The sequence below is a fragment of the Actinoplanes sp. NPDC020271 genome, from assembly GCF_044388125.1.
GTDB lineage: Bacteria > Actinomycetota > Actinomycetes > Mycobacteriales > Micromonosporaceae > Actinoplanes.
Genome location: NZ_JBIRWQ010000013.1, coordinates 63374 through 89458 on the forward strand (window position 1 = coordinate 63374; position 26085 = coordinate 89458).

General features: G+C 69.8%; 22 protein-coding genes. 9 read left to right on the forward strand and 13 right to left on the reverse strand.

Going from position 1 to position 26085, the window contains the following annotated elements; all coding sequences use genetic code 11:
- Position 1 precedes the first annotated feature (1 nt).
- Positions 2-619 (forward strand): 3-oxoacid CoA-transferase subunit B, encoded by a 618-nt coding sequence (locus ACH442_RS26670; protein ID WP_396341021.1) that lies wholly within the window; start codon positions 2-4, stop codon positions 617-619.
- Between the two features lie 163 nt (positions 620-782).
- On the opposite strand, the gene ACH442_RS26675 is transcribed toward ACH442_RS26670, so the two are convergent.
- The gene (locus ACH442_RS26675) at positions 783-1352 is read right to left on the reverse strand and encodes an NUDIX domain-containing protein (protein ID WP_396340840.1); all 570 of its coding nucleotides are present in this window, start codon (positions 1350-1352) and stop codon (positions 783-785) included.
- A gap of 149 nt (positions 1353-1501) precedes the next feature.
- Positions 1502-4075, reverse strand: a complete 2574-nt coding sequence (locus tag ACH442_RS26680; protein ID WP_396340841.1) for a DUF4132 domain-containing protein — start codon at positions 4073-4075, stop codon at positions 1502-1504.
- Positions 4076-4222: 147 nt separating this feature from the next.
- Here ACH442_RS26680 and ACH442_RS26685 point away from each other — a divergent pair, with 147 nt between their 5' ends.
- Positions 4223-4384: a hypothetical protein gene (locus ACH442_RS26685; protein WP_396340842.1), complete on the forward strand. Its 162-nt coding sequence runs from the start codon at positions 4223-4225 to the stop codon at positions 4382-4384.
- Between the two features lie 53 nt (positions 4385-4437).
- On the opposite strand, the gene ACH442_RS26690 is transcribed toward ACH442_RS26685, so the two are convergent.
- Positions 4438-4851, reverse strand: a complete 414-nt coding sequence (locus ACH442_RS26690; RefSeq protein ID WP_396340843.1) for a MarR family winged helix-turn-helix transcriptional regulator — start codon at positions 4849-4851, stop codon at positions 4438-4440.
- Between the two features lie 82 nt (positions 4852-4933).
- Here ACH442_RS26690 and ACH442_RS26695 point away from each other — a divergent pair, with 82 nt between their 5' ends.
- Entirely contained in the window at positions 4934-5860 is a 927-nt protein-coding gene (locus tag ACH442_RS26695) for a zinc-binding alcohol dehydrogenase family protein (RefSeq protein WP_396340844.1), read from the forward strand.
- 9 nt (positions 5861-5869) lie between these two features.
- Here ACH442_RS26695 and ACH442_RS26700 read toward each other — a convergent pair whose 3' ends face one another.
- Entirely contained in the window at positions 5870-6331 is a 462-nt protein-coding gene (locus tag ACH442_RS26700; protein WP_396340845.1) for a DUF427 domain-containing protein, read from the reverse strand.
- A gap of 105 nt (positions 6332-6436) precedes the next feature.
- Here ACH442_RS26700 and ACH442_RS26705 point away from each other — a divergent pair, with 105 nt between their 5' ends.
- Together ACH442_RS26705 and ACH442_RS26710 are read left to right on the forward strand one after the other, a co-directional pair.
- Complete coding sequence (locus ACH442_RS26705) at positions 6437-6901, forward strand: SRPBCC family protein (RefSeq protein ID WP_396340846.1); 465 nt, start codon at positions 6437-6439, stop codon at positions 6899-6901.
- Between the two features lie 70 nt (positions 6902-6971).
- The gene (locus tag ACH442_RS26710) at positions 6972-7586 is read left to right on the forward strand and encodes a hypothetical protein (protein ID WP_396340847.1); all 615 of its coding nucleotides are present in this window, start codon (positions 6972-6974) and stop codon (positions 7584-7586) included.
- On the opposite strand, the gene ACH442_RS26715 is transcribed toward ACH442_RS26710, so the two are convergent.
- On the reverse strand, positions 7567-8166 hold the full coding sequence (locus ACH442_RS26715) for a DUF4352 domain-containing protein (RefSeq protein WP_396340848.1): 600 nt from the start codon (positions 8164-8166) through the stop codon (positions 7567-7569). The genes ACH442_RS26710 and ACH442_RS26715 overlap by 20 nt on opposite strands.
- A gap of 234 nt (positions 8167-8400) precedes the next feature.
- On the opposite strand from ACH442_RS26715, the gene ACH442_RS26720 reads away from it, so the two are divergent.
- Both ACH442_RS26720 and ACH442_RS26725 read left to right on the forward strand, forming a co-directional pair.
- Positions 8401-9189, forward strand: coding sequence for an SDR family NAD(P)-dependent oxidoreductase (locus ACH442_RS26720; RefSeq protein ID WP_396340849.1), 789 nt, complete (start codon positions 8401-8403; stop codon positions 9187-9189).
- Positions 9190-9359: 170 nt separating this feature from the next.
- Positions 9360-10079 (forward strand): hypothetical protein, encoded by a 720-nt coding sequence (locus ACH442_RS26725; protein ID WP_396340850.1) that lies wholly within the window; start codon positions 9360-9362, stop codon positions 10077-10079.
- A gap of 319 nt (positions 10080-10398) precedes the next feature.
- Here the strand turns inward: ACH442_RS26725 and ACH442_RS26730 are convergent, their stop codons facing one another.
- A complete protein-coding gene (locus ACH442_RS26730) occupies positions 10399-12597 on the reverse strand; it encodes an NACHT domain-containing protein (RefSeq protein ID WP_396340851.1) in 2199 nt (732 codons plus the stop codon).
- A gap of 10 nt (positions 12598-12607) precedes the next feature.
- Between ACH442_RS26730 and ACH442_RS26735 the strand changes: the two genes are divergently transcribed.
- Positions 12608-12967, forward strand: coding sequence for a response regulator transcription factor (locus ACH442_RS26735; RefSeq protein WP_396340852.1), 360 nt, complete (start codon positions 12608-12610; stop codon positions 12965-12967).
- Here the strand turns inward: ACH442_RS26735 and ACH442_RS26740 are convergent.
- Complete coding sequence (locus ACH442_RS26740) at positions 12952-14100, reverse strand: erythromycin esterase family protein (protein ID WP_396340853.1); 1149 nt, start codon at positions 14098-14100, stop codon at positions 12952-12954. The genes ACH442_RS26735 and ACH442_RS26740 overlap by 16 nt on opposite strands.
- A 108-nt stretch (positions 14101-14208) precedes the next feature.
- On the opposite strand from ACH442_RS26740, the gene ACH442_RS26745 reads away from it, so the two are divergent.
- On the forward strand, positions 14209-14916 hold the full coding sequence (locus ACH442_RS26745; protein WP_396340854.1) for a VIT family protein: 708 nt from the start codon (positions 14209-14211) through the stop codon (positions 14914-14916).
- A gap of 137 nt (positions 14917-15053) precedes the next feature.
- Here ACH442_RS26745 and ACH442_RS26750 read toward each other — a convergent pair whose 3' ends face one another.
- The 6 genes from ACH442_RS26750 to ACH442_RS26775 form a co-directional block, all read right to left on the reverse strand.
- Positions 15054-16523, reverse strand: a complete 1470-nt coding sequence (locus ACH442_RS26750; RefSeq protein ID WP_396340855.1) for an endo-1,4-beta-xylanase — start codon at positions 16521-16523, stop codon at positions 15054-15056.
- 362 nt (positions 16524-16885) lie between these two features.
- Positions 16886-18331 (reverse strand): non-reducing end alpha-L-arabinofuranosidase family hydrolase, encoded by a 1446-nt coding sequence (locus tag ACH442_RS26755; RefSeq protein ID WP_396340856.1) that lies wholly within the window; start codon positions 18329-18331, stop codon positions 16886-16888.
- Positions 18328-20625, reverse strand: a complete 2298-nt coding sequence (locus ACH442_RS26760; protein WP_396340857.1) for a beta-L-arabinofuranosidase domain-containing protein — start codon at positions 20623-20625, stop codon at positions 18328-18330. The genes ACH442_RS26755 and ACH442_RS26760 overlap by 4 nt, the downstream gene beginning before the upstream one ends.
- Positions 20626-20691: 66 nt before the next feature.
- Positions 20692-22215, reverse strand: coding sequence for a non-reducing end alpha-L-arabinofuranosidase family hydrolase (locus ACH442_RS26765; protein WP_396340858.1), 1524 nt, complete (start codon positions 22213-22215; stop codon positions 20692-20694).
- Between the two features lie 41 nt (positions 22216-22256).
- Entirely contained in the window at positions 22257-24281 is a 2025-nt protein-coding gene (locus tag ACH442_RS26770; protein ID WP_396340859.1) for an RICIN domain-containing protein, read from the reverse strand.
- Positions 24282-24444: 163 nt separating this feature from the next.
- A complete protein-coding gene (locus tag ACH442_RS26775; protein WP_396340860.1) occupies positions 24445-25965 on the reverse strand; it encodes a sigma-70 family RNA polymerase sigma factor in 1521 nt (506 codons plus the stop codon).
- Positions 25966-26085: the final 120 nt, after the last annotated feature.

Consider the following 26085-nt stretch of genomic DNA (forward strand, 5'->3'; position numbering starts at 1 on the left):
GATGGCGGCGATCGCCGCGTCCGAGCTGACCGACGGCCAGTACGTGAACCTCGGAATCGGGATCCCCACACTGGTGGCGAACCACCTGCCCGAGGGGGTGCGGGTGACGTTGCAGAGCGAGAACGGCATCCTCGGCATGGGCCCGTTCCCGTTCGAGGGCGACGAGGACGCCGACCTGATCAACGCGGGCAAGCAGACCGTGACGTTGCTGCCGCAGGCGTCGGTGTTCGACTCGGCCACGTCGTTCGGGATGATCAGAGGCGGTCACGTGCAGACCGCGATCCTCGGCGCGCTGCAGGTCGCGGCGAACGGCGATCTGGCCAACTGGACCATCCCCGGCAAGCTGGTCAAGGGCATGGGTGGCGCGATGGACCTGGTCGCCGGCACGCCGCGGGTCATCGTGATCACCGAGCATGTCGCCAAGGACGGCACGCCGAAGGTCGTCGGCACGTGCACGCTGCCGCTGACCGGCGCGGGCGTGGTCGACCGGATCATCACCGACCGCGCGGTCTTCGACGTCACCGGCGACGGCCTGGTCCTGCGCCGGCTCGCCCCGGACCAGACGGCCGGGGGCGTCCTCGCCGCCACCGGCGCCGGCTTCACGGTCGACCTCGAATGACAGCGGGCACGGCGCCCGCAACGAGGGCGCCGTGCCCGCGTAAGAACACCGGAGGCGACGGGAACGGTCGCCGCTTCCGAGGACAGAGCCGGCGCGAGTAGGGGCGCGACCGGGCCGCGACGGTCCGAGCCGCGGCTGAGTCACTTCAGAGAGATTCGCCGCATCAGTTCCTCGAACGGGCCGCCCGGTCGTGGGCAGCGAGGAAGCGGAAGAAGTGCGGGTCGAAACGGCCCGGATCAGCCGCCGCCAGCTCGTCACGAGTCCACCAGCGTACGGCGTGGAACTCGCCGGCGTCCGGGCGCAGGTTCTCGTCGCCGGTGCAGGCCAGGACGTACCAGAGGCTGACGTCCGTGTGGCCGTGGTCCTGACCGACCGTACGGGTGATGGTCAGGAAGATCGGCGACCGCGACAGACCCGTATCGCCCAGCCCGAGCTCTTCCCCGATCTCCCGCCGCGCCGTCTGAGCGGGGTCCTCATCGACCTCGACGTGGCCACCGGGCGGGAGCCACAGCCCGGCGTTGACGTGGTCGACGAGCAGGATCCGCCCGTCCGCGGCGACCGGCACCACATATGACACCAGGTGCTGCGGCGGGGACGCCGGCTTGACCCGGCGGAACACGTCGCCCGTGCTCGCGAGCCAGGCCAGCGCAGACGCGCGATGTTCGGCGCCGAGCTCGTCGACCGGTGAAAGCCGGGACACCAGATCATGGACGACCCTTACGGACTCACGCATCCGGATGATGCTGTCACAAGCCCCGCGACGCTGCAGATCCGACGTGGCCGACCGTCTGGCTGTCGCGCTGCGCGAGGGCCCTTGCCGGACGACAGGTCAGGCGCCGGGTGAACCTCGATCAAAGGCGTCGACCGGCCCGGGGCTGTGATTCACAACTGGTGGAGGATTACCGGGTCCTTGATCTTCTTGTCGGCGGCCAGCAGCAGCGCCTTGCCGATGATCTCGGCGAGGCGGCCGTCGCCCTCGAACGGCATGAACAGGTCCTGCTCCGCGGGGCGTTTCGCTGACGCCGGGATGATGCACAGGTAGCGGTCCTGCGGGGCGATCAGGATGTTGCCCGACCCGCAGTGGATGCGGTAGGTGTGCAGGTCGCCGCGGACTTCGAGGAATCTGTCGGTGAGGGTGCACCGGTCGGCGATCGTGAGGGCCGGGATCAGCGCCGCCAGGACTTCGCGGCGGGTTTCGCCGGGTGGGGTGAGGGCGCCGAAACTGTGGCGCGCCCAGTATTCGCGGTGCCGGCCCTGCGGACCGCCGTCGTACCAGTTGGGGTCGCTGCCCACGCCGGCGACGGCGACGAACAGGTCGACGTCGCGCATCACTTCGCTGAGGACGACGGGCGGGACCTCGACCAGGGGCAGGGGTCTGCCGTCCGGGGCGAGGAAACGCAACTGGTCGGTGGCCATGGTGTCGAACACGCCGTCACCGCGATCGTCGATGCCGGCGATGCTCAGTTCGGCTCGCAGGTCCCAGCCGGGGAGGGCGAGGCGGGGCGGTTCGTACGAGGCGCCGTCGTTGCGATGCTGCCGGTAGGACCAGCCGCGCCGGGACAGCAGCGCGTTCAGGTGGTGCTGGCGGACGATGTGGGCGGCGAACCGGTTCGAGTACGTGCCGGTGGCGCGTTCCGCTTCGGTGAGCAGGTACTGCTCGCGGTGGGCCTGCTTGAACGGCTGCGTGATGCCGTGCCGGGCCAGGAACGCACGCCACGCGGCGACCGTGGCCGGATCCGCGACGGCCGGGTGCCACAGACGTACCAGGAAATCGTCTTTGATCTCGATGACGGTGTCGTCGGGACCGCGCAGCGCATCATCGGCCCAGCCGCAGGCGACGCCGTCGACGGTCCAGATCAGGCGGCGGGCCAGCGTGCGGGCGAGCGGATGGTCGAGGAACCGCTCGCGCCACTGCTCGACCGTCCACACGCGGTCGCGGCGGAGCAGGGTGTCGAGCCGGTCGCGGGTGGCGACCAGGGTGGCGCTGATGTCCTTGACCGTCGCGGTGAGTTCCTTCAGCTCGTCCTTGCGGTCCGCGTCGTGCCAGGTCAGAACGGCGGTGGTGCCGCGGATCTCGACCGAGTAGGTGTCGTCGCCGAGCGGCAGACCATACCCCGGCAGGGCCATCTCCTCGACGTCCTCGCGGGCGATGCCGAGGGCTGTCGCGCGCTCGTCGAGACCCTTCTCGACCAGGCGCAACGTGCTCTTGTAGGTCAGCCGCGACGCGAGCCGGGCGAGCTGCGCGACAGCGGCCGGACGGTCGGTGTCGAGCAGCGCCAGCACCGCCGCGTTGGCAAGCTTGGGGCTGGCCGGGCCGTGGCCGGAGATCTTGCGGGTGGCCCGTTCCACGATCTGGCCGAGATTCCGCAGGTAGTCCTCGGACGGCGGACACATCGCGCGCACCCAGAGCAGGCCGGAGAGCAGCCGCACGTTGTAGCGGTCGGGCAGGCGGCCGGGGCCGCTGCGGGGCGCGCCGACCAGGCCGAGCCAGCCGTCGCACACCGTGGCGAACTCGTCGGCGCCGACCGCGTCGAGCAGAGAACCGGCCTGCCGGCGCCAGGCCGCCGCGGGTCGAGCTTGATCCTTTCCCGGTACGCAGTGAGCGAGCAACGCCTGCCAGGCGGACCGGCGCGCGCCGGCAGTGGCTTCAACGTCCGCGACGGCACGGTCGGCCCACGGCTCGCCGGGGTTCGGGACCGGCCACAGGTCGCTGCCGGTGTCGGCCTTACCGTCCTCGACCTGCATGCGCCGCCACGTGGCGAGCGCCAACGGATGCGGGCGGCCGGCGCCGTGCTCGGCCCGGATGATCTGCTCGGTCCAGTCGCCGCTCGGCTGCAGGTAGCAGGCGCCGAGCCGGTCGAGCCAGCCGCGCCCGTCGACGCCGCCGCCGGCCACCATGGCGCCGATCAGGCTGCGTCTCGGGTCGAGGTGCGGCTTCGCTTCGATGGCCGTCCACCGGTCGAACAGGGTCTGCCGCACGTCCAGCGGCTGGGCGCGCAACAGCTCACCGGCCAGTTCGCGGATGCTTCTCGCCGCCGCCCACCACTGTTTCTCCTCGGGGTAGTAGGCGCTGCCGATGATGCCGGTGCTCTGGAACGTCGCGGCGGTCTCGGCCGCTTCCACCCGCTGGTCGTGGTCGGCGGCGTCGCCCTCGAGCGTGGCCACGGCGGCGGTGAGCTGCTCGGTCAGCTGGACGACCTCGGCGCTCACGCCACGCTGGATCGGCACCGTCTCATCGGGCCCGGCGGGGTCGACGAGCGCGGCGAGCAGCGCTTTCCCCGTCTCGGCCGGCGCCCAGCCGCACACCATCGCCGCGTGCCGGACGTATTGCCGCAGCTCGGCGGGCGAGACGGTGTGGTTGTTGTAGCGCTGCTGCATGGTCCGGACGCTCCCGGCCACCAGGCGCATGGTCGCCTCCGCGTCGAATGTCCCGCCCGCAGTCACGTCGATCGGCATCGCTGGAAGGTAACAACCGGGTGCGACATCTTTCCGTTCACGCCGTAGCCGAGTTCGTGCTCGCAGCGGTGGTTCGCGGCGGTCGGAGGGAACCGGCGGGCGTCCTCGCTGTTCCGGTCGGCCGACGGTGTCGCGACGACGGCCGAGGTGACAGCGGACGGCGGCTTCAGCGTGACCGTTCCGGCCGGGCGCTACGAGGTCACCGGGACACCGGCCGGGAACGCCGGCGCGATCCGCCGTACAGAGGGCGTGGTCGTCGTGCCGGAGGCCGGCCTCACCGGCGTCGAGGTGAACTGTCACGTGCGGTGAGACGACTCACTCAGCGCACGACGGCCCGGTGGAGAAGGGCATCGCGGGATGCCTCACCCGAGCTTGACCAGCAGATCGAGGAGCTGAGCCCGTTCGTCGCCCGCCAGCCGTTCGAGCGCCGGAACCAGGACGCGGTGAACCTCCGGGTACAGCAGCTCCACCAGTTCGTGCCCGGCCGGGGTCAGGAACACCTCGACCGCGCGGCCGTCGTCCGGGCTCTTCTCCCGCCCCAGCAGTCCGCGGCGTTCGGCGCGGTCGATCAGCCCGGACAGCGTCGACTTGTCCAGCCCGAGATAGCCCGCGAGTTCGGTCACCCGGGGGCGCCGGTCGCGCAGGATGCCGAGCACCCGCAGCTGGGTCAGGGACAAGTCGTTCTCGGCGCCGATGCGGGTCAGCACGGCGGTCACCTGGAATGCGTGGCGGACCAACTCGTCGACGAGCGCGGTCATGGAGTCGTCGGAACTCATGCCGGAATCGTAGTTGACATAGTTGGGATTACCAACCATTCTCGAAGTAGTTGGGAATGCCAACCAAAACCCGGAGGTCCCCATGCACGCCGCAGTCCTGTCCTCGTCCGACACCCCGCCGGCCTACCGCGAGCACCCGGAGCCGGTCGCCGCCGACAGCAACGAGATGGCCGTCGAGGTGCTCGCGGCCGGCCTGCACCACCTGACCCGGGCGAAGGCCACCGGTTCGCACTACAGCAGTGACGGAGTGTTTCCGCTGGTCCCCGGCGTGGACGGCGTGGTTCGCGACCCGGATGGGAAGTTGCGCTACGCCGTGCTCGACGACACGAAGTTCGGGACGTTCGCCGAGCGCACCGTCATCGACGTACGCCGAAGCGTTCTTCTGCCCGACGGCATCGACCCGGTCCGGATCGCCGCGGCGATGAACCCGGGAATGTCCTCGTGGGTGGCGCTGCGCCGCCGGATCGGCTTCACCGCGGGGCAGCGCGTGCTGGTCATCGGTGCGACCGGTAACGCCGGCCGGATGGCGGTCCAGATCGCGAAGCTGTTCGGCGCCGCGCAGGTGATCGCGGCCGGGCGCGACCGGACCCGGCTGGGGGAACTGACCGCGCTCGGCGCCGACATCACGTGCACGTTCGACGAGATCGAGCGGGCCGCGGACGTCGACGTGGTCCTCGACTACGTGTGGGGTGAGCCGGCGGCCGGCGCGATGATCCCGATGCTGACCGCCCGCGCGGACCGTTCCGCCCCGCTGACCTGGGTCCAGATCGGGTCGATGGCCGGCCCGGTCGCGCCGCTCCCGTCGGCGGCGCTGCGGTCGGCCCGGCTGCAGATCGTCGGCAGCGGCATCGGTTCGGTGCCGGCGCGCGACTTCATCACCGAGTTGCCGCAGCTGGCGGCGGCGGTGTCCGAGGGCAGGATCGACGTCCGGCCGCGGGCGGTCCCGCTCGCCGACATCACGCAGGCGTGGACCGCGGCCATCGGCGACCGGCTGGTGTTCGTGCCCTGAGCAGCGCGGTCACCAGCCGAGCGTGCCGGGTCCGCCCTTGAACGGGCCGACGATCCCGGCGGTGATCCAGCCACCGTAGAAGTCGCCCTCCTGCGGCTGGACGAGCTCACCGCCGACCCGGCACTCGTCGACCCGGCTCGGGTAGAAGGCGACAGCCCCGGTGATCTCCCGGTATTCCGGGGTGGGGCTCTCGTAGGACCAGCCGGCCCGCGGCACCCGGACGTCACCGACCACCACGTCCCAGTAGGTGGCGTCGCCCTTGAACTCGCAGTACGACCGGCCCGCGGCCCGCTGAAGCACTCCGGCCGCGATGTCGGCGCGGGGCACGTAGTAGACCGGCGGGTGCGACGTCTCGAGGACACGCCAGCAGTGATCGCTGTCGACGATCACCGTCCCGGCGTGCGTGATCGTCACCCGGGCGGTGGTGCGTTCGAGCCGCGGGGGGCGCGGGTAGTCCCAGACCGATTCCACGGGAACCACCCTGCCACGAATCAAATCGACGCGCTAATCGACGCAACTTGTTTGGACTCTCTCCTCGCGGGTAGTCGGAGGTCACCACGAACGAAGGAGAAGAACATGAGCACCGTGACCGAGTCCGTGGACGTGAACGTGCCGATCGGCACCGCCTACAACCAGTGGACGCAGTTCGAGGACTTCCCGCGGTTCATGGACGGCGTCGAGTCGATCACCCAGACCGACGCGACGCACACCCACTGGGTGACCAAGGTGGCCGGGCAGACCCGGGAGTTCGACGCGGAGATCACCGAGCAGCACCCGGACGAGCGGGTCGCGTGGCGCAGCACCGGTGGTGACACCAAGCACGCCGGTGTCGTCACGTTCCACCGGCTCGCCGACAGCGAGACCCGGGTGACCATCCAGCTGGACTGGGAGCCGGAGGGCTTCGTCGAGAACGTCGGCAGCGCCGTCGGGGTCGACAGTCACCAGGTGAAGGCCGACGCCAAGCGATTCAAGGAGTTCATCGAGAGCCGTGGCGGCGAGACCGGCGCCTGGCGCGGTGACGTGTCCCGCCCCGGGGCCTGACGCACCGAAACGGTCACGCGGCCGGTGACCACTCACCGGCCGCGTGACCGTGATTGTTACGTTGCCCTACATGTCGCTCCCACCCCGGCCCGTCCTCTCCGGCGTCACGTCCGGCCTGTTCCTGATGAGCTTCTTCACGCTCCTCTGGCTCGGCAACCTCTTTCCGCTCCTGCCGACCGCGGTCGCCGCGACACTGTGGGTGGCCGGCCTGCTGCTCGCCGCCTACTTCGTGACCACCGCGATCCGGTTGCTGCGCGTGCGCACGGCGTTCCCCAACGAGCTCAGCGAGGAGGATCAGCGCTTCCACCGCCGTACGGGAATGTGGTTCGGCATTGTCTTCGGCGCGGAATTCCTGCTGATCGCGGTCGCGGCGACCATCCTCAACGCCACCGGCCGGCAGGACTACGTGGTGCCCACCATCGCGCTCATCGTCGGCCTGCACTTCTACCCGTTCGCGCCGATCTTCCAGCGGACCGTCGACTACTGGCTCGCGACGTGGACCACGCTGGTCGGCCTGACCGGCATCCTGCTGCTCGCGCTCACCGACACCTCGGTCGGCACGGCCACTGCCATCGTCGCGCTCGGGACCGCGTCGGCCACCGCCGCCTACGGCTTGTGGATCACCACTCAGGCCAATGACCTGCGCCGGCGCGCCACCGCGTCGCTCACCGCCGGGCGAGGATGACCTCCGCTCCTCCCGAGAACGGCGAGTCGTGAACCTTGAGGGTGGTCAGGGCGGCCTTCTTCGGGATGTCGAAGACCAGTTTGCCGGCCACCCTCTCCCCCGGCTCGAGCCGGCGCAGGAAGGCCTCGGTCCCGCGGTTCGCGTAGACCCCGGCCAGTTCGTCACCGGCATACTCGGCGCCGGACGCGTCGTAGGCCCTCTGCTCGTGACCGACGAAGAACTTCGCGCCGTCGCCGACGTTGCGCACCGACAGGCTGACCACGCAGTACTTCCCCGCGGCGGTCCGGGTCAGACGCTCGGCGCCGACCGTCCGGTGCGTGCAGTCCACCCGCGAGACCACGAACTCCAGCTTGCCGTCGCGCACCGCGTCGCCCAGCCCCGGCCCGGCCTTCGCCGCGGGGCTGGTGGTGGCCGTCGCCGCGGCCGGTAACCCACGGTTGAACTGCTCGGCCGCGATCCCGGCCGCGAACAGCACGATCACCGCGACGACCGAGGCCACCACCGCGACCGTCACCTTGAGCGGCGACACACCCCGCGAGGCCCGGACCGGACGCGGCCGCCGTCGCAGATCACCCGCCATCGGAGCACCTCCACACTCCTCACTGTCAGCTACCGTGTCACGCCGTACCAGTGATTCAGCATGATCAGTGTCATTCTTCGCCTGATCGGACAAGACGGGTGGCCCCGCCGGTCCCCCGGAAACGCGGGACTCTGCCTGCCACACCGCCCGGCAACCACGATCGAAGGCACAACCGCGATGGGGTACGCCGTGAGCCGCGCGCCCGTCGTCCACCGACCCCGCAGGAGAACGACCATGTCACTCGCCCTCGTCACCGGAGCGTCCTCCGGCATCGGCAAAGCCTTCGCCGAGCGCCTCGCCGCGGCCGGCCACGACCTCGTCGTCGTCGGCCGCCGCACCGACCGCCTGAAGGCGCTCGCCGCGTCCCTGCCCGCAGTCGCCGTCGACGTCGTCACCGCTGACCTCGCCACCGGCGACGGGGTCGCGGTCGTGGCCGGGATCGCCGCCACCCGCCCGCTGGATCTGCTGGTCAACAACGCGGGCGTCGCGCACTACATGCCGTTCGCCGAGCTGCCGGTGGAGAAAGCGCGCGAACTCATGCACGTCAAGGTGACCGCGCCGACGCTGCTGAGCCGGGCGGCCGTACCGGGAATGATCGAACGCGGTGCGGGGACGATCGTGAACGTGGCCGGGATGCTGGCCTTCTCCGGGCCGGCCCCCGCCGCCCCACCGGCCGGGCAGCGCGCGGTCTACGTCGGAACCCTCGCCTGCACCGTCGCGATGGCCCAGACGCTGCGGGCCGAACTGGACGGCACCGGCGTGACCGCGCACGTGCTCTGCCCCGGCATCGTCGCCACCGAATTCCACGAGGTCCAGGGCATGGACCTGTCGGCGCTGCCCCGGATGAGCGCCGACGACGTGGTCACCGGTGCCCTGGCCGGGATCGCGCTCGGCGAGACCGTGATCGCGCCCGGGGTGCACGACGCCGCCCTGCTCGACCGGGTCTTCGCCGCCGACCTGGCCGCGTTCGGCAACCAGTCACCGCAACTCGCCGCGCGTTACCGGGATCGACCCCGTGGTTGACTGAACTTTTTCCACGTGGCCGGGGCCCGTAGTGCCGGCGGCGATCAGCGGCCCGGCCGCTTCGGGCCCGTTGCCAGGTTGAAAACGGTTCACCGATCCGCCCGGCACAGCCTCGCCGTGTATGGTGCTGGACCGCACGTCAACCATCGATCACGGGGAGATTTATCATCGTGCTGATCTACCGCCCGATACGCTTTCTGTTCGCCGTCGCTTTCATCTTCACGTGCGTCGGGATCGGCATGATCTTCGACGGTGACTTCCTCACCGGCTTCGCCATCGCGATCCCGGCGGGCGCGGTGACCGGCGCACTGGTGACCGTCTTCTTCCGCAACCACAGCCAGGTGTTCACCGACTGGCAGAGCGCGCCGCTGCCGGGCCAGGTCCCGACCGCGGACGACCAGCTCGGCGGCAAGCTCGCCGGGGCGTACAGCCTGCTGCCGTTCGTCGTCGCGGGCGCGATGGTGTTCCTCGCCTGGACGCACGGGCCGGACGGCACCGGCGCCCGCATCGCCGTCGTGCTCCTCGTCATGTTCTTCGCCGGCATCCCCGCGCTGCTCGGTTTCGGCCTGCTCAAGTCCGCCGTGATGTGGTACTACGGCAACCCGCTCGGCCGCGTCGGCGTGCGGCGGCTCAGCTGGTTCATCGCCATCCCGGCCGCCCTGTTCGTGCTCGGCGGACTGACCGACTCGGACTCGAAGGCCTCGCTCGCCTGGAGCATCCCGCTGCTTCTGGTCACCGGCGCGCTGATGTACCAGGCCCGCCTGACCGAGGCGCACCGCGCCACCCTGCTGGCGATGCAGGAGGAGGAGCAGGCCAAGGTCAACCAGGTCTTCGAGCAGATGGCCGCCGACCGCGAGCGTCAGAACCAGCAGCAGCAACAGCAGCCCTGAGTCCCGGCAGCGTCCACGGCCCGGACCGTCCCGCTCACCGATCCGGCTTCGCGGCCGTCGCGGGGTGAGGTGCAGCGCCAAGCGGTCCGGGTGGACGACGCTGCGGTCGGCGGCCAGGCCCCGCCCTCGGCGGTGAAGACACCGTGGACTTGCTCCGCCGGGGGACTCGGCGCCCGCGCCGGCAGGTTCGGCAGCGACTCCTCTCGCCGGCCCAGCGCGAACGCCGCCGCGTGCAGGCCGAGCTGAGCCGTGCGGACCGGCTCGGCCGGCCGGTGCCGCTGCCCCTCGGCGAACGGCCCGGCCGGTTCCGCGGTTTGCGCTAGACCGGGTCGATCTCGAGGCGTCGCAGGCGTACCTCCTCGGCGAGCCTCTCCGGATCGATCTCGGCGAGGTGGTCGCGGATCAGCAGATGGACGAACCGGTATCCGAAGTCGGCTCTGATCAGCAGGCTGCGATCGGCTGCATAGGCGAGAAAACCGGTGTTCCACGGGTCCGGCCGGCGCAGGATCGCGGCGGCCGCCCGCGCCAGAGGTATCTGCACGGAACGCGCCACGGCCAGGGCGACCGGATAGCCGAACAGGACGCCGACGGCCCAGCCCGTCAGGGCAATCGTGGTGGCCGGCCGCGACGTGGAGGTCAGCGCCGCGATCGCCACCGCGATCAGCGCCTCGGCGACCGTGACGACCGCGAGGCTCAGCCGGGCGGGCGCGGGAGCGAGCCCGGAGGGCGGCCGCAGCGTGGACTCGGAGACGATCAGGCACACCACACCCACGACGCAGAACATCCCGGCCGCCGCGCTGCGGACCGCGACCTCGTCGACGCCGACCGCCGCGGTCGTCATCGCCACCACGAACAGCAGGACAAAAACCGGCAGGATGAGCAGCATGTGCGTCCCGCTGAACGTGAGCAGCAGGGCGATGTCGACGACGCTCAGCAGCAGGACCAGCACGATCAGGACGATCACCGAGTCGAAGCCCGAGCCGAGCGCGTCCACGCCGAGCACGAGACCGGCCAGTCCGGCGAGGACCACGGCCAGGAAGACCGCCAGCCGGGTGATCGACGCGCCGTCATCGTCCACGGTCTGCGGGCCGGGCCGTTGCGGGAACCGGAGCAGGACCGCAGTGCAGAGCACGATCATGACCGCGGCAGCCGCCACCCCGCCGAGCCGGCCCAGAACGGCGGCGCAAGCGAGCAGGCAGACCGCGAACGGCAGTGGCACGAGCCACTCCCGTACCAGATCGCTGACCTCGAACGGCAGGAGCCAGCGTAGATCCGTCCGGGCCGGGAAAACCACCTGGATCCCGGATTCGCGCTGGTCGGCCAGCTGGGACAACACCTTCAAGGTCTGCAGCGTCTGCACCGGCGGCGCCACCTGCCGGGTGCGGGGGCGGGCAAGAACCTCGACGACGTACGCGTTGAAGATGCGCCGCCGTTTCTCCTCCGCGTCGGCGTGCAGGATCACCGCCTGCCAGTCCTGGCCCTGGTAATGGGCGAGCATCATCACGCTGAGCATCAGTGGCGTGGTGAGCAGCTCCCACAGTGCCTCGTCCTCGTCGAGTGTCGCGGCGATCTCGGCGAGCCGGGGTTTGGTGGCGGCCAGGTACTCCAGGACCTGCTCGCGGGTGAGCGGCCGGACCAGCACCGCGCCGGCCAGCTTCAGGCGCCTCGTCAGCTGGTCGTACTCGATCTCGCGACTGCACACCACGATCTGGGTGACGTGCGCGTCGCGTTGCATCCGGTTGATCTGGTCCACACAGGCCTCGCGGAGACGGGCGGGAACCTCGTCGAGGCCGTCCAGCAGGATCACGAAGCCGTTGTCGCGCAGCCAGCGGCGCGCGAGCAGCCGGTGGAAGCCGTATCGTTCCCGGAGTTGACCGAGCAGCCAGTTCAGCACGGTGCGCGTCTCCTGACCGTCGCGGCGAACGGCCCAGCGGGACGGTCGTGAGTTCACCCAGTCCGACAGGTCGAACAGGACCGGGACCGGCGCTTCGGGGCGGCCCTGCGCGCGAGTCAGCAACTGCTGGGCCAGGTCGATCAGCTGGGTCGTCTTACCGGCCCCGGGAGCTCCGAGAATCAGCATCGAGCCCAGCATCTCGTCGAACACCTGAACGACCGGCCGGCTCCCGGAGATCTCGTGTTCGACACCGCGGATGCGCCCGACGAGGTGAACGGGTTGCCGGACCGCTTCCGGACGCTCCTCCAGCATGATGCGGATGCGTTCGGAGAGAAGGCCCTCCTGACGTTGCCGTAGATACGTGTCCACGCGCCGGACGACGATGTCCCGGTTGTACGGATGGTGGGGACCAAGCCAGATCTTGGCCTCGCCGGGCGCGTTCACCACGTCGGCAGCCTGCAGCACGATGATCAGGACGAGACATCCGAGGGCCAGCACGCGCAGCGCCGTGACGTGCGTCGTCAGCCATGCCGGGGCGTCCGTGTTGACCGCGTACGGGATCACCACCAGGCTGCCGACGGCGACCAGGCTGACCTGCACGATCCGCAACACCGTCCGGCTCACGAGCGACATTGTGCCAGCCAGGACAGGCCAAGGACATCGATGTCCCGGGCGAAGCGGAGCGTCCGGAAGTGCGAGCATCCCGCGCTTCCGGACGGGCAGCCGATCAGGGGGCCGGCCTCATCCAGTCGTCGCCCAGCCGCTGCGCGCCAGCCGCCGCGCCGACGGTCTGGCCGCACTCACCGCGTGGGAGAGCGAGGTGCTCACCCCGATGGCCGAGGGCAGGTCGAACGCCGGGATCGCCGACGCGCTCGTGGTGTCCGGCGGAACCGTGGAGAGGCACGTCGTGAGCATCTTCGACAAACTGGGCCTGCCACCGGACGAGGCCGACAACCGCCGTTTCCTCGCAGTGCTGCGCTATTTGAGCACGTGACTGGCTTCCCTGAGGAAGAGCACTCCGTCGATCAGGTCGAGGTGGGCCGGGTCCAGCGGGAAGTAGGCGAAGTCCGTGGAGACCCGTGGCACCGATCCGGCCAGCCCACGCGCATCGACCAGTGCGGCGTCCCACGGCAGCGCGGAGAGCACACCCTCCACCGTGTCCGGCGGCGGCACGTCGTTCCCGGCAACGCCGAACGCCGAGGCCAGGAACGCGAACCGGGCACCGAGGCGCGCCGTGAGAATCGCTCCCGCGCTCCACATCTCCACCCGCTGCTCGCCGAGCGACATGACGCTCCGATTCCGCTGCAGATGCAGGTTGTGGGTGAAGACCAGCGCCGGCCCGTGCCCGGCGACCGCCCGCAGGTTGTCCGCCATCATCGCGTCCCGCTGCCCGGAGAGCCGCGAGATCCGCGCCGGCGAGGTGTCCGCCATCCAGTGGTGGTAGCGGAGCAGCCCGACCGCGGTCCGCCCGTGGAGTTCCGCCCGTTCCCTGTCCCGCGTGCTCAGCCCGGGCGCCTGCATGTCCAGCAGACAGAGCAGGTCATCGGCGATCACTCGCAGTCGTTGCGCGTCCGCCGACTGCCCGATCGATCGCGCCGGGTCCATCACCGTGGCCTCGTCCGACCAGCGTTCGTCCGGCCCCAGCAGCGCGTCGAGCGTCTCCCGGGTGCAGGGCAGCGGCCCGTCGAGAAGCTCGTACAGCCCGGTCAGTGCCTGCCGCGGGCTCGCCGCCCAATACTCCAATGGCCCGTCGAACCCGAAGAACCGCAGCTTGTCGTCATGGTCCTCGTTGTACGCCCGCATCCACCGCACCAGCTCACGGTTGCCCGGCGCCGCCCCGAACCCGTGGCTGAAGCCCCGTTCCATGACGTCGTCGAGGTCACCCGCCCCGCTCGTCACATAGTCGTCGACCAGCAGGCCCAGCAGGCAGTCGCTCTCGACCGCCATCGACCGGAACCCCTCGTGCTCGACCAGATGCCGGAAGATCGCGTTGCGCACCTCGCCGAGCTCGGTCACGAAGTGCCGGGCCTCACCGAGGCCGAGCAGCAGGGGCCGCTCGGGAAGCGCCCGCAGGAATGCCGAGATGCCCGGTCCATCGGCTTGCCGGGCGAAGTCCTGAATATTCACTCCCTCAACGGTATCGTTGAATCGTCGGTGGAGACTTGACCGGAAGTCACCTGCGTCACGGTGCCTCGAACCTTCAATCGAACTGGTCGGCGACTATAGTTCGCTTCCATGGTCACGCATCCGTACGAGCCGCACGACGACACCGTGGCCGGCCGGCTCAACTGGTTGCGCGCCGGCGTCCTCGGCGCTAACGACGGCATCGTCTCCACCGCCGGCCTGGTCGTCGGCGTCGCCGGCGCCACCACGTCCACCGGCTCGATCCTGACCGCCGGTCTGGCCGGCCTCGTCGCCGGTGCGGTGTCGATGGCCCTCGGGGAATACGTGTCGGTCAGCAGCCAGCGCGACACCGAGAAGGCGCTGCTCGACAAGGAACGGCGGGAACTGGCCGAATTCCCGGAACAGGAGCTGGAAGAGCTCATCGAGCTGTACGAGGCGAAGGGCCTGTCCTCGGCCACCGCCCGTCAGGTGGCGCTGGAGCTGACCGCCAACGACGCGTTCGCCGCGCACGCCGACATCGAGCTGCACCTCTCCCCCGACGAGCTGACCAACCCGTGGCAGGCGGCCGGCGCGTCAGCGGTCGCGTTCACCACCGGTTCCCTGCTTCCACTGGCAGCGATCCTGCTCCCACCGGCCGGCGCCCGCGTCCCGGTCACGTTCCTCGTGGTCATCGCCGCTCTGGCCGCCACCGGCTACCTGAGCGCCCGCCTCGGCGGCGCCCGCCCGGCCCGCGCCATCCTGCGGCTGGTCCTCGGCGGCGCGCTGGCCATGGCGGTGACCTTCGCCGTCGGCGCCCTGATCGGCACCGCCACCGCCTAGCTGGACATCACACCTAGCCACGGGCAACCCGAAGCGGCGGCCGTGGCTCCGGGCGCCACCCGGCTCGCATAACGAACCGGCCGGCCACCGGGGTATCGGACCCCGATGACCGGCCGGTTCTCACCCCCGCCGGCGGCTCAGTTCAGGCTGAACCGCTGGTTGGCCTGTCCACTGCAGTCGTAGATCTGGACCTGCTGACCGTTGCCGGTCCCCCACACGTCCAGGCAGCGTCCGGACTGCACTCCGGTGATGGTGCCGTTGCTGTTGACGTTCCACTGCTGGTTCGCCTGCCCGTTGCAGGCGTAGATCTGCACGGCCGAGCCGTTGCCGGAACCGGCCGCGTCCAGGCACCGGCTGCCGTAGACGGTGAGCTGCTTGCTCGACGTGAGCGTCCACGTCTGGTTGCTCTGCCCGTTGCAGTCGTAGAGCTGGACTCGGGTGCCGTTGTTCTGCGACGAGCTGGGCACGTCGATGCACCGGCCGGACTGGGCGCCGACGATCCGGTTGCCGTTGCCGGCCGGGACCGAGGTCGACGGGGACGGCGAGCCGGTGCCGTCGCTCGGCGGCGGCGAGGACGGGCCGGGCCCGGCGCTGTTGAGGGCGTTGAGGACGGAGGTGTACGCGGCCTTCTTGTTGCCTCCGCCGTCGAACAGCAGCGGGTTCTCGCTGGACCGCCACGAGTCGCTGTCCCGCACGCCCCACACGGTGATGCCGATGCAGCGGGGCACGTTGAGGCAGGCCTGGGTCAGGCCGGCGTACTGCGTGGTGGAGGAGTTGGTGACGTCGACCTCGGTCAGCGCGACGTCCACGCCGAGGGCGGCGAAGTTCTGCAGCGTGGTCTGGAAGTTGCCGGGCAGCGAGCTGCCGCCGGTGAAGTGGGTCTGCAGGCCCACGCAGTCGATCGGCACGCCGCGGGACTTGAAGTCGCGGATCATGTTGTAGACGCCCTGCGTCTTGCCGTACGACCAGTTCTCGATGTTGTAGTCGTTGTAGCAGAGCTTGACCGACGGGTCGGCGGTGCGCGCGGCCCGGAACGCGGCTTCGATCCAGTCGTTGCCGGTGGCCTGCAGGTTGGAGTTGCGGCGGCTGCCGTCCTCGGCGAACGCCTCGTTGACCACGTCCCACGCGGCGAGTTTGCCCTTGTAGTGGGCCATCACCCCGTTGATGTGGTCGATCATGGCCTGCCGCAGGCTGCTGCCGCTGAGGCCGCCCCACCAGCTGGGCTGCTGGGCGTGCCAGGCCAGGGTGTGTCCGCGGACCTTGAGGCCGCGCTGGGTGGCCCAGTTGTAGATCTGGTCGCCGGAGCTGAAGTTGAACTGCCCCCGCTGGGGTTCGGTGGCGTCCGGCTTCATCTCGTTCTCGGCCGTGATCATGTTGAATTCACGGCCGGCGATCGTGGAGTACGTCGAGTCGCCGAGGCGGCTGGCGGCGATGGCGGTACCGAAGTAGCGGCCGGACTGGGCCGCGGCCGCGCCGAGTGTGCTGGCCGCGGCGCTGGCCTGGGACGCCACCAGCACGGCGCCGAGCGCGGTGACGGCGGCCACCGTGCCGGCGAGCAGGAGCCGGGCGCGTGATGCCCGGCGCGGGACGGGGGAGCTGGTTTCCACGTGGAGCCTCCGTTCTGCACGCACGGCAGAGGACGGCCGCCGCGCGTGGGGGGAGAAGTCGAACGACCGACTTCAATGCGACAGATGCTAGGCACGGCAACATTCCCGAAACAAGTAGTTCCGGGAAAGTTCCGGAAGTATCAGATCGCCCCACCAGCGAATGACCAGCTAGATGCCCGCTCATCAATGCGCGGGCCGACAAATCATTATCGTAAGTTTCGAAGAGAATTACGAGAATTACGGACTATGGACCATCGGCGAGCAGTCGATATAACAGAAACCCGGAAAGGCGTCGGCCCGGCGCGCTGGCCTTTCCCCGGATGCGCACCGGGCCGACTTTCCCCACCGAGTTGGGTCTTGGGTTACCGCCGCAGGGTGAGCAGACCCGGCCGCCACGGCAGCTGGTCGTAAGCCCCGCCGGCGTTCGGGTCCTTGCCCTGGTAGAGCAGCTGCAGGTTGCACGGGTCGACGGTCTTGGTCTGGTCCGGGTTGGTGCGGACCAGGTCACCGTGGCTGATGTCGTTGGTCCAGGTCGCGCCGCTGTTGGCCTTGCCCGCGAACGGGTTGCTCTCGGTCGCCGCCTGCGGCGTCCACGACCCGTTGAGGCTGGTCGCGGTGAACGACCGGAAGTAACGACCCTGGCTGCCGATCGCCTCGACGATCATCAGGTACTGGTTCTGGCCCTGCACCTTGTACACCTCGACCGCCTCGAACAGGTTGTTCGTCGAGTCGCTCATGACCGTGGTGTAGGACGAGCCGAAGCTGCCGGGGAAGTTCCCGATCGGCATGCTCGCCCGATAGATCTTGCCGTTGTCACCGGCGAAGAACAGGTACATGTTCGTGCCGTCACCGATCAGCGTCTGGTCGATCACGCCGGTGCCGGAGCCGGTGATCGAGCCGGTGAACAGCGTCTGCGGCGCGGACCAGCCGTTGGCGTTGGTCGGGTCGGTCGATGTCTTGTAGCTGAACGCGGTCGGCCCCCACTGGTAGGCCAGCACCCAGATGTTCTTCGGCGCGAAGTAGAACAGGGTCGGCGCCACGGTGCCCTGACTCATCCCGTTCTGGCTGGCCGAACCCATCTGGGACCAGTCGCTGAACAGCCCGAAGTTCATCGAGCCGTAGCCCGAGCCGGAGACGTTCGACGCGTACACCAGATGTTTGCCGTTGTAGACGACGTTGGTGAAGTCCTTCAGCGACACCCACCCGTTCTTCGGCTGGGCCAGCGCGCCGGTCGACGACCAGCGGTAGGTCGACGGCAGCGTGCACGTCGTCGGCGTCGAGGGCGAGGTGGACGGCGACGGCGAGGACGGGGACGGGCTGGACGGGGACGGGCTGGACGGGGACGGGCTGGACGGGGACGGGCTGGACGGGGACGGGCTGGACGGGGACGGCACCGTCCCTCCGGTGCAGGCAACCCCGTTGAGAGCAAAACTGGCCGGTACGGCGTTGGCCCCGCTCCACGCTCCGGTGAAGCCGAACGACACCGTGCCGCCGGTCGCGACCGCGCCGTTGTAGCTGACGTTCTTCGCCGTCACCGCCGACCCGCTCTGCGTGACCGTCGCGTTCCACGCCTGCGTCACCGTCTGCCCGTTGCCGTACGCCCAGGTCAGTGTCCAACCGGACAGGGCATCGCCCAGGTTGGTGATCGACACGTCGGCGTTGAACCCACCCTGCCACTGCGAGGACACCGCGTAGTTCACCGAGCAGCCGGCCGCGGCGGCGTCGGCGGGCATCGTCGCCACGACCGCCGTCGAGGCCAGCACGGCCACGCCGGCCGACACCAGAAGTCTGGATCTTTTCATGATCATTCCTCTCGGACGAGACGCCAGTTGTTGTCGGCGCTGCCGTTGTCGGACTCCTGGACGACCTGGGTCCCCCAGGCAGTCGAGGCGTTCAGCACGGCCAGCACCTTGCCGCTGTTGACGTTGCGGATGCGGTAGGAGCCGTCGCTGTTGGCGATCAGCGTCCAGCGGTGGTCGGCGGTGCCGTTGTCGGCCCACTGCAGGACGCGCGCGTTGTCACCGGTCGCCATGTTCTCGACGCCGAGCACCTTGCCGCTGTTGACGTTGCGGAACCGCACGGCGCCGCCGTCGGCGACCTGCACCCACCGGTGGTCGGCGGTGCCGGTGTCGCCCCAGACGACGGCCGTCCCGCCGTCGGCGGTGGACATGTCCTGAATACCGAGGACCAGTCCGGAGGCCGCGTTGACCAGCTTGTACGTCGCCTCACCGGTCCCGCCGGCGGCGTTCCAGTAGACGGCGTAGTTGAAGCCGTGCGCGTCGTGGAACGGCCCGAGGCCGACGGTGGCGCCGTTGGCGGTCGCGGTGAACGCCAGACTCCCGGTGCCGGTCCGGGCGATCGACGAGACGGTCAGCGACGGATTGCCGGACAACGTCGTGCTGCCGTAGTTGCCGGCCAGCACCACCGGGCCGTACGTGATGGCCTGGATCTGCGGGTTGTCGGCGGCCGGCTGCATGATCACTCGCATCGGCAGCCGGACGGTCAGCACGTCGCCCGCGGCCCAGACCCGGGTGACGGTGGCGTAGCTGCCGGGCGTGGCCGTGACGTTCTGCGCGACGCCGTTGACCGCCAGGGTCGCGCCCGACGTCCAGCCCGGGATGCGGACCCGGATGCTCCACGACCCGCTCATCGTGCCGGACAGCGTCAGCGAGGTGCTGTCACCGACCGGGTACGACGTGGACTGGGTGACGGTGATGCCCCGCTCGGCCCAGCTGAGCACGGACGGCGTGAACAGGTTGACCGTCAGCGTGGTCCCGCTGAAGAAGTAGATCGAGTCCATCAGCTTCGTGCTGGTCTCGACGCCGGTGCCCTGACAGCACCAGAAGCTGTTGTAGTCGGTCGACCAGGTGCCACCGCCCCACGCCGGCCCGACGCCGCGCCGGCCACCGGCCTTCAACGGCGTGAAGTACGTGATGTGCCCGTGGCTGTCGGCCGGGTTCTGCGCCCCGATCAGGTGGTTGAGCAGCGCCCGCTCGTAGAAGTCGAAGTAGGCGGCGCGCCCCGGGTCGGTCAGCCACAGCTCCCGGGTGAGTTTGAGCATGTTGTACGTGTTGCAGTGCTCGCAGGTGTCGTTGGTCAGGTACCCGGCGACGGCGTTCGGCGCGCGGAAGTGCTCGGCCTGGCTGTTGCCGCCGATCGCGTACGTGTGCGCGCCGGTCGTGATGTTCCAGGCGTTGAGCCCGATGTCGCGGTAGCGGCTCGTCCCGGTCGCCTTGTACTCGCGGACCGCGCCGACCCACTTGGGCACCTGGGTGTTGGCGTGCAGCCCGTTGAGCTGGTCACTGCCGGCGGCGAGCGGGGTGAACACCGCGGTGTGGTCGAAGCGCTGGGCCGCGCTCAGCCACCGAGTCTCCCCGGTCTGCTGGTAGAGGTCGGCCAGCACCTCGTTCATGCCGCCGAACTCCGTACCGAGCATCGCCTGCATCTGGCTGGTGGTCAGTCGCGCGGTTCTCGTGTCGGCCCACCCGGCCAGGCGCAGCAGCACGTCGCGAGCGGTGGTGTCGCCGATCAGCCGCCACACGTCGAGGAGCCCGGCGAGCGTCTTGTGGACGCAGTAGTAGGGCACGTTGCCGTTGGTCAGCGTGCGCGCTTCCAGGGCGGTGAAGTCGGACTCCGGGAAGCCGGAGAGGTAACCGTTCGACGCCTGGCACTTGGCCAGTTCCGCGACCATGTAGGTCGCCTTGTCCCGGCAGGTGACGTCGCCGAGCGCCGCCCACGCCTGGGCCCACGCGGTGAGGAAGTGGCCCTGCATGTGCGTACGGAAGGGGAAGTTCGGCGCGTCCCAGCCGCCGTTGGCCGTGGCGCCGCCGGTGGACCGGCCGTGGTTGGCCCGGAAGTTGTAGAGCAGCCGATCGACGTCGACGAACCGCAGGTAGTTGAGGGTGCGGGTCTGGTTGTCGAGCCATCGCCCGGCGGTGAGCCGGACCTGGCCGAGGTCGAAGGGGTAGGCCGAGACGCCCAGGTCCGGGCGGGCCGGTGGTATCGCCGCGGCGTCGGCCCGGGCGACGCCGCCGATGGTGCCGGCGACCGCGCCGGCCCCGGCGGCCTGCAGCAGGCGTCGGCGGCTGATGGGGATGGTCATGCTGGCTCCTGGAGGGGAAGGTCCCCGGTGGGCCGGAAGGGGGCCGGCCCACCGGGGGTGGATCAGCTACCGCTGCAGGGTGAGGACACCCGGCCGGTACGGCAGCAGCCCGTAGTCGCCGCCGGAGCTCGGCGAGCGGCCCTGGTAGAGCAGCTGCAGGTTGCACGGGTCGACGGTCATCGTCTGGTCGGCGGTGGCGCGGATCAGCTCGCCGTGGCTGATGTCGTTGGTCCAGGTCGCGCCGCTGTTGGCCTTGCCCGCGAACGGGTTGCTCTCGGTCGCCGCCTGCGGCGTCCACGACCCGTTGAGGCTGGTCGCGGTGAACGACCGGAAGTAGCGACCCTGGCTGCCGATCGCCTCGACGATCATCAGGTACTGGTTCTGGCCCTGCACCTTGTAGACCTGCGGCGCCTCGAACAGGTTGTTCGTGGTGTCGCTCATGATCGTGGTGTAGGACGAGCCGAAGCTGCCGGGGAAGTTCCCGATCGGCATGCTCGCCCGGTAGATCTTGCCGTTGTCACCGGCGAAGAACAGGTACATGTTCGTGCCGTCACCGATGATCGTCTGGTCGATCGGCCCGGTGCCCGACCCGGAGATGCTCCCGGTGAACAGCGGCTGCGCCGCGGACCAGCCGTTGGCGTTGGTCGGGTCACTGGAGGTGCGGTAGGAGAACGCGCTGCCGCCCCACTGGTAGGTGAGCACCCAGATGTTCTTCGGTGCGAAGTAGAACAGCGTCGGCGCGACCGTGCCGGAGCTCATTCCGTTCTGGCTCGCCGACGCCATGTCGGACCAGTTGGTGAACGGGGTGAAGTTCATCGATCCCCAGGCCGAGCCGGTGTCGTGCGTGGTGGCGTAGACCAGGTGCTTGCCGTTGTAGGGCACGACCGTGAAGTCCTTCAGCGACACCCAGCCCGACTTCGGGGTGGCCAGCGCGCCGGTCGACGACCAGCGGTAGGTCGACGGCAGCGTGCACGAGCCGGACGGCGGCGGCGAGCTCGGCGTGCCGCTACCGACCTTCACCAGCTGCCACTGCTGGTTGGCGCCGTTCCAGTCGCTGTACTGCACGATCGCGCCACCGTCGGCGGTCGACGCGCCCTGCACCTCGACGGCCTTGCCGCTGTTGCGGTTGATCAGCTGGATGTAGCCGTCGATGTCCTGCAGGCTGAACTGCTGGTTGGTGGTGTTGTTGTCGGTCCACTGCACGATCGCGCCGCCGTCGGCGGTCGACAGGTTGTAGACGTCGAGGACCTTGCCGGACAGCTTCGACTTCAGCCGGTAGTAACCGCCACCGGAGTCGACGAACTGCCACTGCTGCTGCGCCCCGTCGTTGCGCGCCCACTGGACGATCTTCGCGCCGTCGGTGGTGGCCAGGTTGTAGACGTCCAGGGCCTTGCCGCTGTTGCGGTTGACCAGCATGTACGAGGCGCTGGTGTCGACGGTCGCCGCGGACGCCGGTGAGGTGGTCACCGCGATGCCGACGCCGGTCAGCAGAGCCAGCGCGGCCAGGCCGCTGCGCCACCACCCGCGGCGCGTCACCGCCGTCTCTGGTCGCGCATCCGTTCCCCGTACGGGGAAATCGGGTCTTCTCATGTCTGTCTCCTCGGGGATGGGGGTGGGGGTGGGGAGGTGATTCAGGGGGTGGTCAGGTCGAAGCGGTTGACCGTGACCGCGCCGCCCAGGGCCTGAGTGGCGTAGTTGAAGAGGCCGAAGCGGTAGCCCATGAAGAACTGCCAGGCGTTGTTGAGGGTGAACGCCGGGCCGAGCGTGGTGAACGTGCTGCCGTTCGTGCTGTAGGAGAACGTGGCGGTGCGTCCGGAGCCGGGCCGGATGTCGGCGCTCACGCGCAGCCAGATCTTGCCGCCGCTGACGTTGGCGCCGGCGGCCTCGGTGCCGGTGCCGGTCGTGGCCCAGCTGGAGTTCATGGTCAGCCCGTTGGTCATCGACACGCGGGTGGTGCCGTTGTCCTTGCGGATGCCGATCCAGGCCGACGAGTCGCGCAGCATGGCCAATCCGGATCGGTCACCGTTGGCCATCTGCGAGTAGTCGAGTTCGATCGTGGCGGTCGACGACGGCCCCTGGATCCGGTGAGTGAGCGTGTTGCGGGCGTTGTACAGGTCGTTCGTCACCGTGGCGGTGGACAGCCGCAGCCCGTTCCCGACGCTGAACTTGCTGGTGTCGGGGTTGTGGTTCCACTCCCAGCGCGGCCCGAGCGTGCTGCCGGTGAACGTGTCCGGGCCGATCATCGACGCGACGGTCTTCGAGGTGGTGATGTTCGGCTTCGGGTACGTGCTCCCCCACCGTCCGCCGACAGTGGTCAGAATCGGCCAGTCGTTGCTCCAGGTGATCGGCGCGAGCGTCGGCACCCGGCCGCCGGGGTAGGCGTCGGTGAACGCCATGTACCACCAGTCACCGTTCTGCGTCTGGACCAGGCCGCCCTGATGCGGCACCCCGCCACCCGAGATCGGCCCCGGAAGATCAAGAAGGACCTGCTTCTGCTCGTACGGACCGAAGGGGCTGGTCGAGCGCAGCACGTACTGACCGTTGGCCGGGCGGGTCACCCAGATGTAGTAGTAGTTGCCCCGCTTGTACATCCGGGACCCCTCGAGCGTGCCGATGCTCGACGGCGTGGTGTAGACCGTCTGCGAGCGCACCTCCGAGGTCAGGTCGGACGAGAGCTGGGCGACGCTGATCGTGGAGTTGCCGTAGGCGACGTACGGGGTGTCGCCGTCGAAGAGCAGCCCCGCGTCGTAGTAGCACTTGTTGATCCGCGCCCGCTTCGACCACGTGCTGTCGACCGCCGGCGCCGAGTAGACGTAGGTGCGGTTGAACTCGGTGCAGCCCAGCCAGTAGTAGGTGCTGTCGCTGGGCCGGTAGTTCAACGCCGACGCCCAGATGCCCTTCACGTAGGCCCGGCCGCCGTTGAGGTCGTACGCGTTCGAGTCGAAGTCCAGCCGCGGCACCGAGTGACCCGCGTACTCCCAGTTGACCAGGTCGTACGACCGCAGGATCGGCGCGCCCGGCGAGTAGTGCATGGTCGACGCCGAGTAGTAGTAGGCGTCCCCGACCCGGATGATGTCGCCGTCGGCGAAGTCCTGCCACACCACCGGGTTGGTGAACGTCCCGGTGGACGGCGTGCCGCTGCCGACCTTGACGAGCTGCCACTGCTGGTTGGCGCCGTTCCAGTCGCTGTACTGCACGACCGCGCCACCGTCGGCGGTCGACGCGCCCTGCACCTCGACCGCCTTGCCGCTGTTGCGGTTGATCAGCTGGACGTAACCGTCCACGTCCTGGATGCTGAACTGCTGGTTGGACGCGTTGTTGTCGGTCCACTGGACGACCGCGCCACCGTCGGCGGTCGAGGCGCCGGAGACGTCGAGCACCTTGCCGGACAACTTGGACCTCAGCCGGTAGTAACCACCGCCCGAGTCCACGAACTGCCACTGCTGCTGCGCCCCGTCGTTGCGGGCCCACTGCACGATCTTCGCGCCGTCGGTGGTGGCCAGGTTGTGGACGTCCAGGGCCTTGCCGCTGTTGCGGTTGACCAATACGTACGTGGCGCTCGTGTCGATCGTCGCCGCAACCGCCGCGGAAGTGGCGGTGAAGACGAGGGCCGCACTCAGAAACGCGGCTAACACACGGATAATGGCAGCTCTCATCGCCTGATCCTCCGTTATGGGAGCGCTCACATTCGTGATGCGATATTGCCAGACGGTTTCAGGTGTTTCAATTCCTTAACCGCCCGACCAACAGGAACGCTTCGCTATAACAATTTCTGGGAAGGAAAATTTTGTTATGTACGCGGCCGGGCCGGGGTCGGTGTCAGTCGGCCAGTGCCGGACGCACGAAAAATGAGCCGTCGGCGCGGAAACCGGAGGTGCCGTCGAACTGGTCGACCCAGAGTTCGTCGCCGCGGTGCCGCAGGAACCAGCCCGGATAGTTGGACGATTCCAGAGTGATCGAGCCGGCCGCCTGACCCGGCCCCGGGCAGAACGTGGCGTCGCCGCGGAACAGCTTCGACCCTTCGTCCCGGCTGAGCCGCAACCGCCACGACGAGTGCCGCAGGTAGCCGCCGTCGGCCGCGCGGAACGAGAAGCACCGCGGGTCGTTCAACCCGGCCACCGCCCGGAAGCTGGCCTGCCGCCGGGCGGTCACCGTGTTACCCGCCCCCACCCGGGTCAGCAGGCCGTAGTCGGCGGCCACCGTGACGAACCGCCCGGTGGCGTCGGCCGCCTCCAGCGACACCGGTCCGGCGCGCAGGAGGCCGGTCCCGGCGGCGGAGGCCGGCCCGCTCGCGACCGCGGGAGCCGGCCCGCTCGCGACCGCGCTCGGCGCGGCCGGTTGCGGAGTCTGCGCGACCGTTGCCGGGCGTGGGGTCTCCGGGCCGGTCAGGCTCACCGCGCCGGCGGTGGCACCGGCGATCAGCGTCGCCGCGGCGACCACGGACACCACCGGATGGGCCGCCGCCAACTGCGCGAGCACCCCGGCCTTGCCGACCGCGGCCGAGGCGGAGGACAGCGCCGTCACCACCCCGCCGGTGCCCGAGCTCTTGGCCAGCACCGCCGCCGTCAGCGCCACCGGCACCGGCAGCAGCACCAGGCTGGGCAGCAGGCGCTCGGTGGGCAGCAGATCGGCGGCGGCCCGGGCACAGACCGGACAGTCGCGCACGTGCCGGGCCAGGCGTTTGCGCCATCGTGGATCGGGTGTGCCGGACCAGCCGGTCAGCTCGGCGTCGAGCTGGGGACAGCGGGGCCGGGCGTCCAGCGCGGCCTGGATCGCCCGGCTCAACTCCAGCTGGCCGCGCATGCGCTGGATGCGTACGCCGGCATGGATCGCGGTGACGCCGAGCGCCTCGGCGACCTCGGCGCGCGACAGCCGACCGGCCACCTCCAGCCACCACAGCGACAGCAGCATCCGGTCGTCCGGGTCGAGCCAGCGGCCGGCCCGCCGCACCTGACGGCGCTGGGCCGACAACTCCAGGCGCAGGTCGGTGAGGCCCTCGAAGCGCGCCCCGGCGTCCGGCAGTTCCGGGGCGTCGTCGAGCGGCACGACCCGGGCCGTCTCCCGGTCCTGCCGATGCTGATGGGTGCTGATCTGGCGCAGGGCGATCGCCGCCAGCCACGGGCGGAAGCTGTCCGGCGAGCGCAGCGACCGCAGCTGCCGCAGCGCGCGCAGCATGATGTCCTGCGTGACGTCGTCGACGTCCGGATCGCCGTCAAGAGCCTGCCGGACGATCGTGTAGACCATCGGCAGATGCACTGTGACGAGCTCGTCCAGCGCGTGACGGTCCCCGGCCTGGGCTGCTCGCACCAGGCCGGGACCGCCAACCCGCGTCACCGCCATGCTCTTGCCACCATCACCGCGCCGGGCGTAGGTCGTGTCGGAGCCCGGCCGAGGGCTGCGGTGTGGCCGGGCTCCGGCACACGACCTACCTGTGAGTTGCCTATGATCCTGCCCTACTAC

Bases quoted from the DNA above. Each gene is read 5' to 3' on its own strand.
- ACH442_RS26745 (WP_396340854.1), top strand. From the start codon at position 14,209: ATGGTCACGCATCCGTACGAGCCGCACGACGACACCGTGGCCGGCCGG.
- ACH442_RS26690 (WP_396340843.1), bottom strand. From the start codon at position 4,851: ATGAGTTCCGACGACTCCATGACCGCGCTCGTCGACGAGTTGGTCCGC.
- ACH442_RS26770 (WP_396340859.1), bottom strand. From the start codon at position 24,281: ATGAGAGCTGCCATTATCCGTGTGTTAGCCGCGTTTCTGAGTGCGGCC.
- ACH442_RS26680 (WP_396340841.1), bottom strand. From the start codon at position 4,075: ATGCCGATCGACGTGACTGCGGGCGGGACATTCGACGCGGAGGCGACC.
- ACH442_RS26705 (WP_396340846.1), top strand. From the start codon at position 6,437: ATGAGCACCGTGACCGAGTCCGTGGACGTGAACGTGCCGATCGGCACC.
- ACH442_RS26695 (WP_396340844.1), top strand. From the start codon at position 4,934: ATGCACGCCGCAGTCCTGTCCTCGTCCGACACCCCGCCGGCCTACCGC.
- ACH442_RS26755 (WP_396340856.1), bottom strand. From the start codon at position 18,331: ATGATCATGAAAAGATCCAGACTTCTGGTGTCGGCCGGCGTGGCCGTG.
- ACH442_RS26715 (WP_396340848.1), bottom strand. From the start codon at position 8,166: ATGGCGGGTGATCTGCGACGGCGGCCGCGTCCGGTCCGGGCCTCGCGG.
- ACH442_RS26720 (WP_396340849.1), top strand. From the start codon at position 8,401: ATGTCACTCGCCCTCGTCACCGGAGCGTCCTCCGGCATCGGCAAAGCC.
- ACH442_RS26670 (WP_396341021.1), top strand. From the start codon at position 2: ATGGCGGCGATCGCCGCGTCCGAGCTGACCGACGGCCAGTACGTGAAC.
- ACH442_RS26765 (WP_396340858.1), bottom strand. From the start codon at position 22,215: ATGAGAAGACCCGATTTCCCCGTACGGGGAACGGATGCGCGACCAGAG.
- ACH442_RS26760 (WP_396340857.1), bottom strand. From the start codon at position 20,625: ATGACCATCCCCATCAGCCGCCGACGCCTGCTGCAGGCCGCCGGGGCC.
- ACH442_RS26775 (WP_396340860.1), bottom strand. From the start codon at position 25,965: ATGGCGGTGACGCGGGTTGGCGGTCCCGGCCTGGTGCGAGCAGCCCAG.
- ACH442_RS26710 (WP_396340847.1), top strand. From the start codon at position 6,972: ATGTCGCTCCCACCCCGGCCCGTCCTCTCCGGCGTCACGTCCGGCCTG.
- ACH442_RS26675 (WP_396340840.1), bottom strand. From the start codon at position 1,352: ATGCGTGAGTCCGTAAGGGTCGTCCATGATCTGGTGTCCCGGCTTTCA.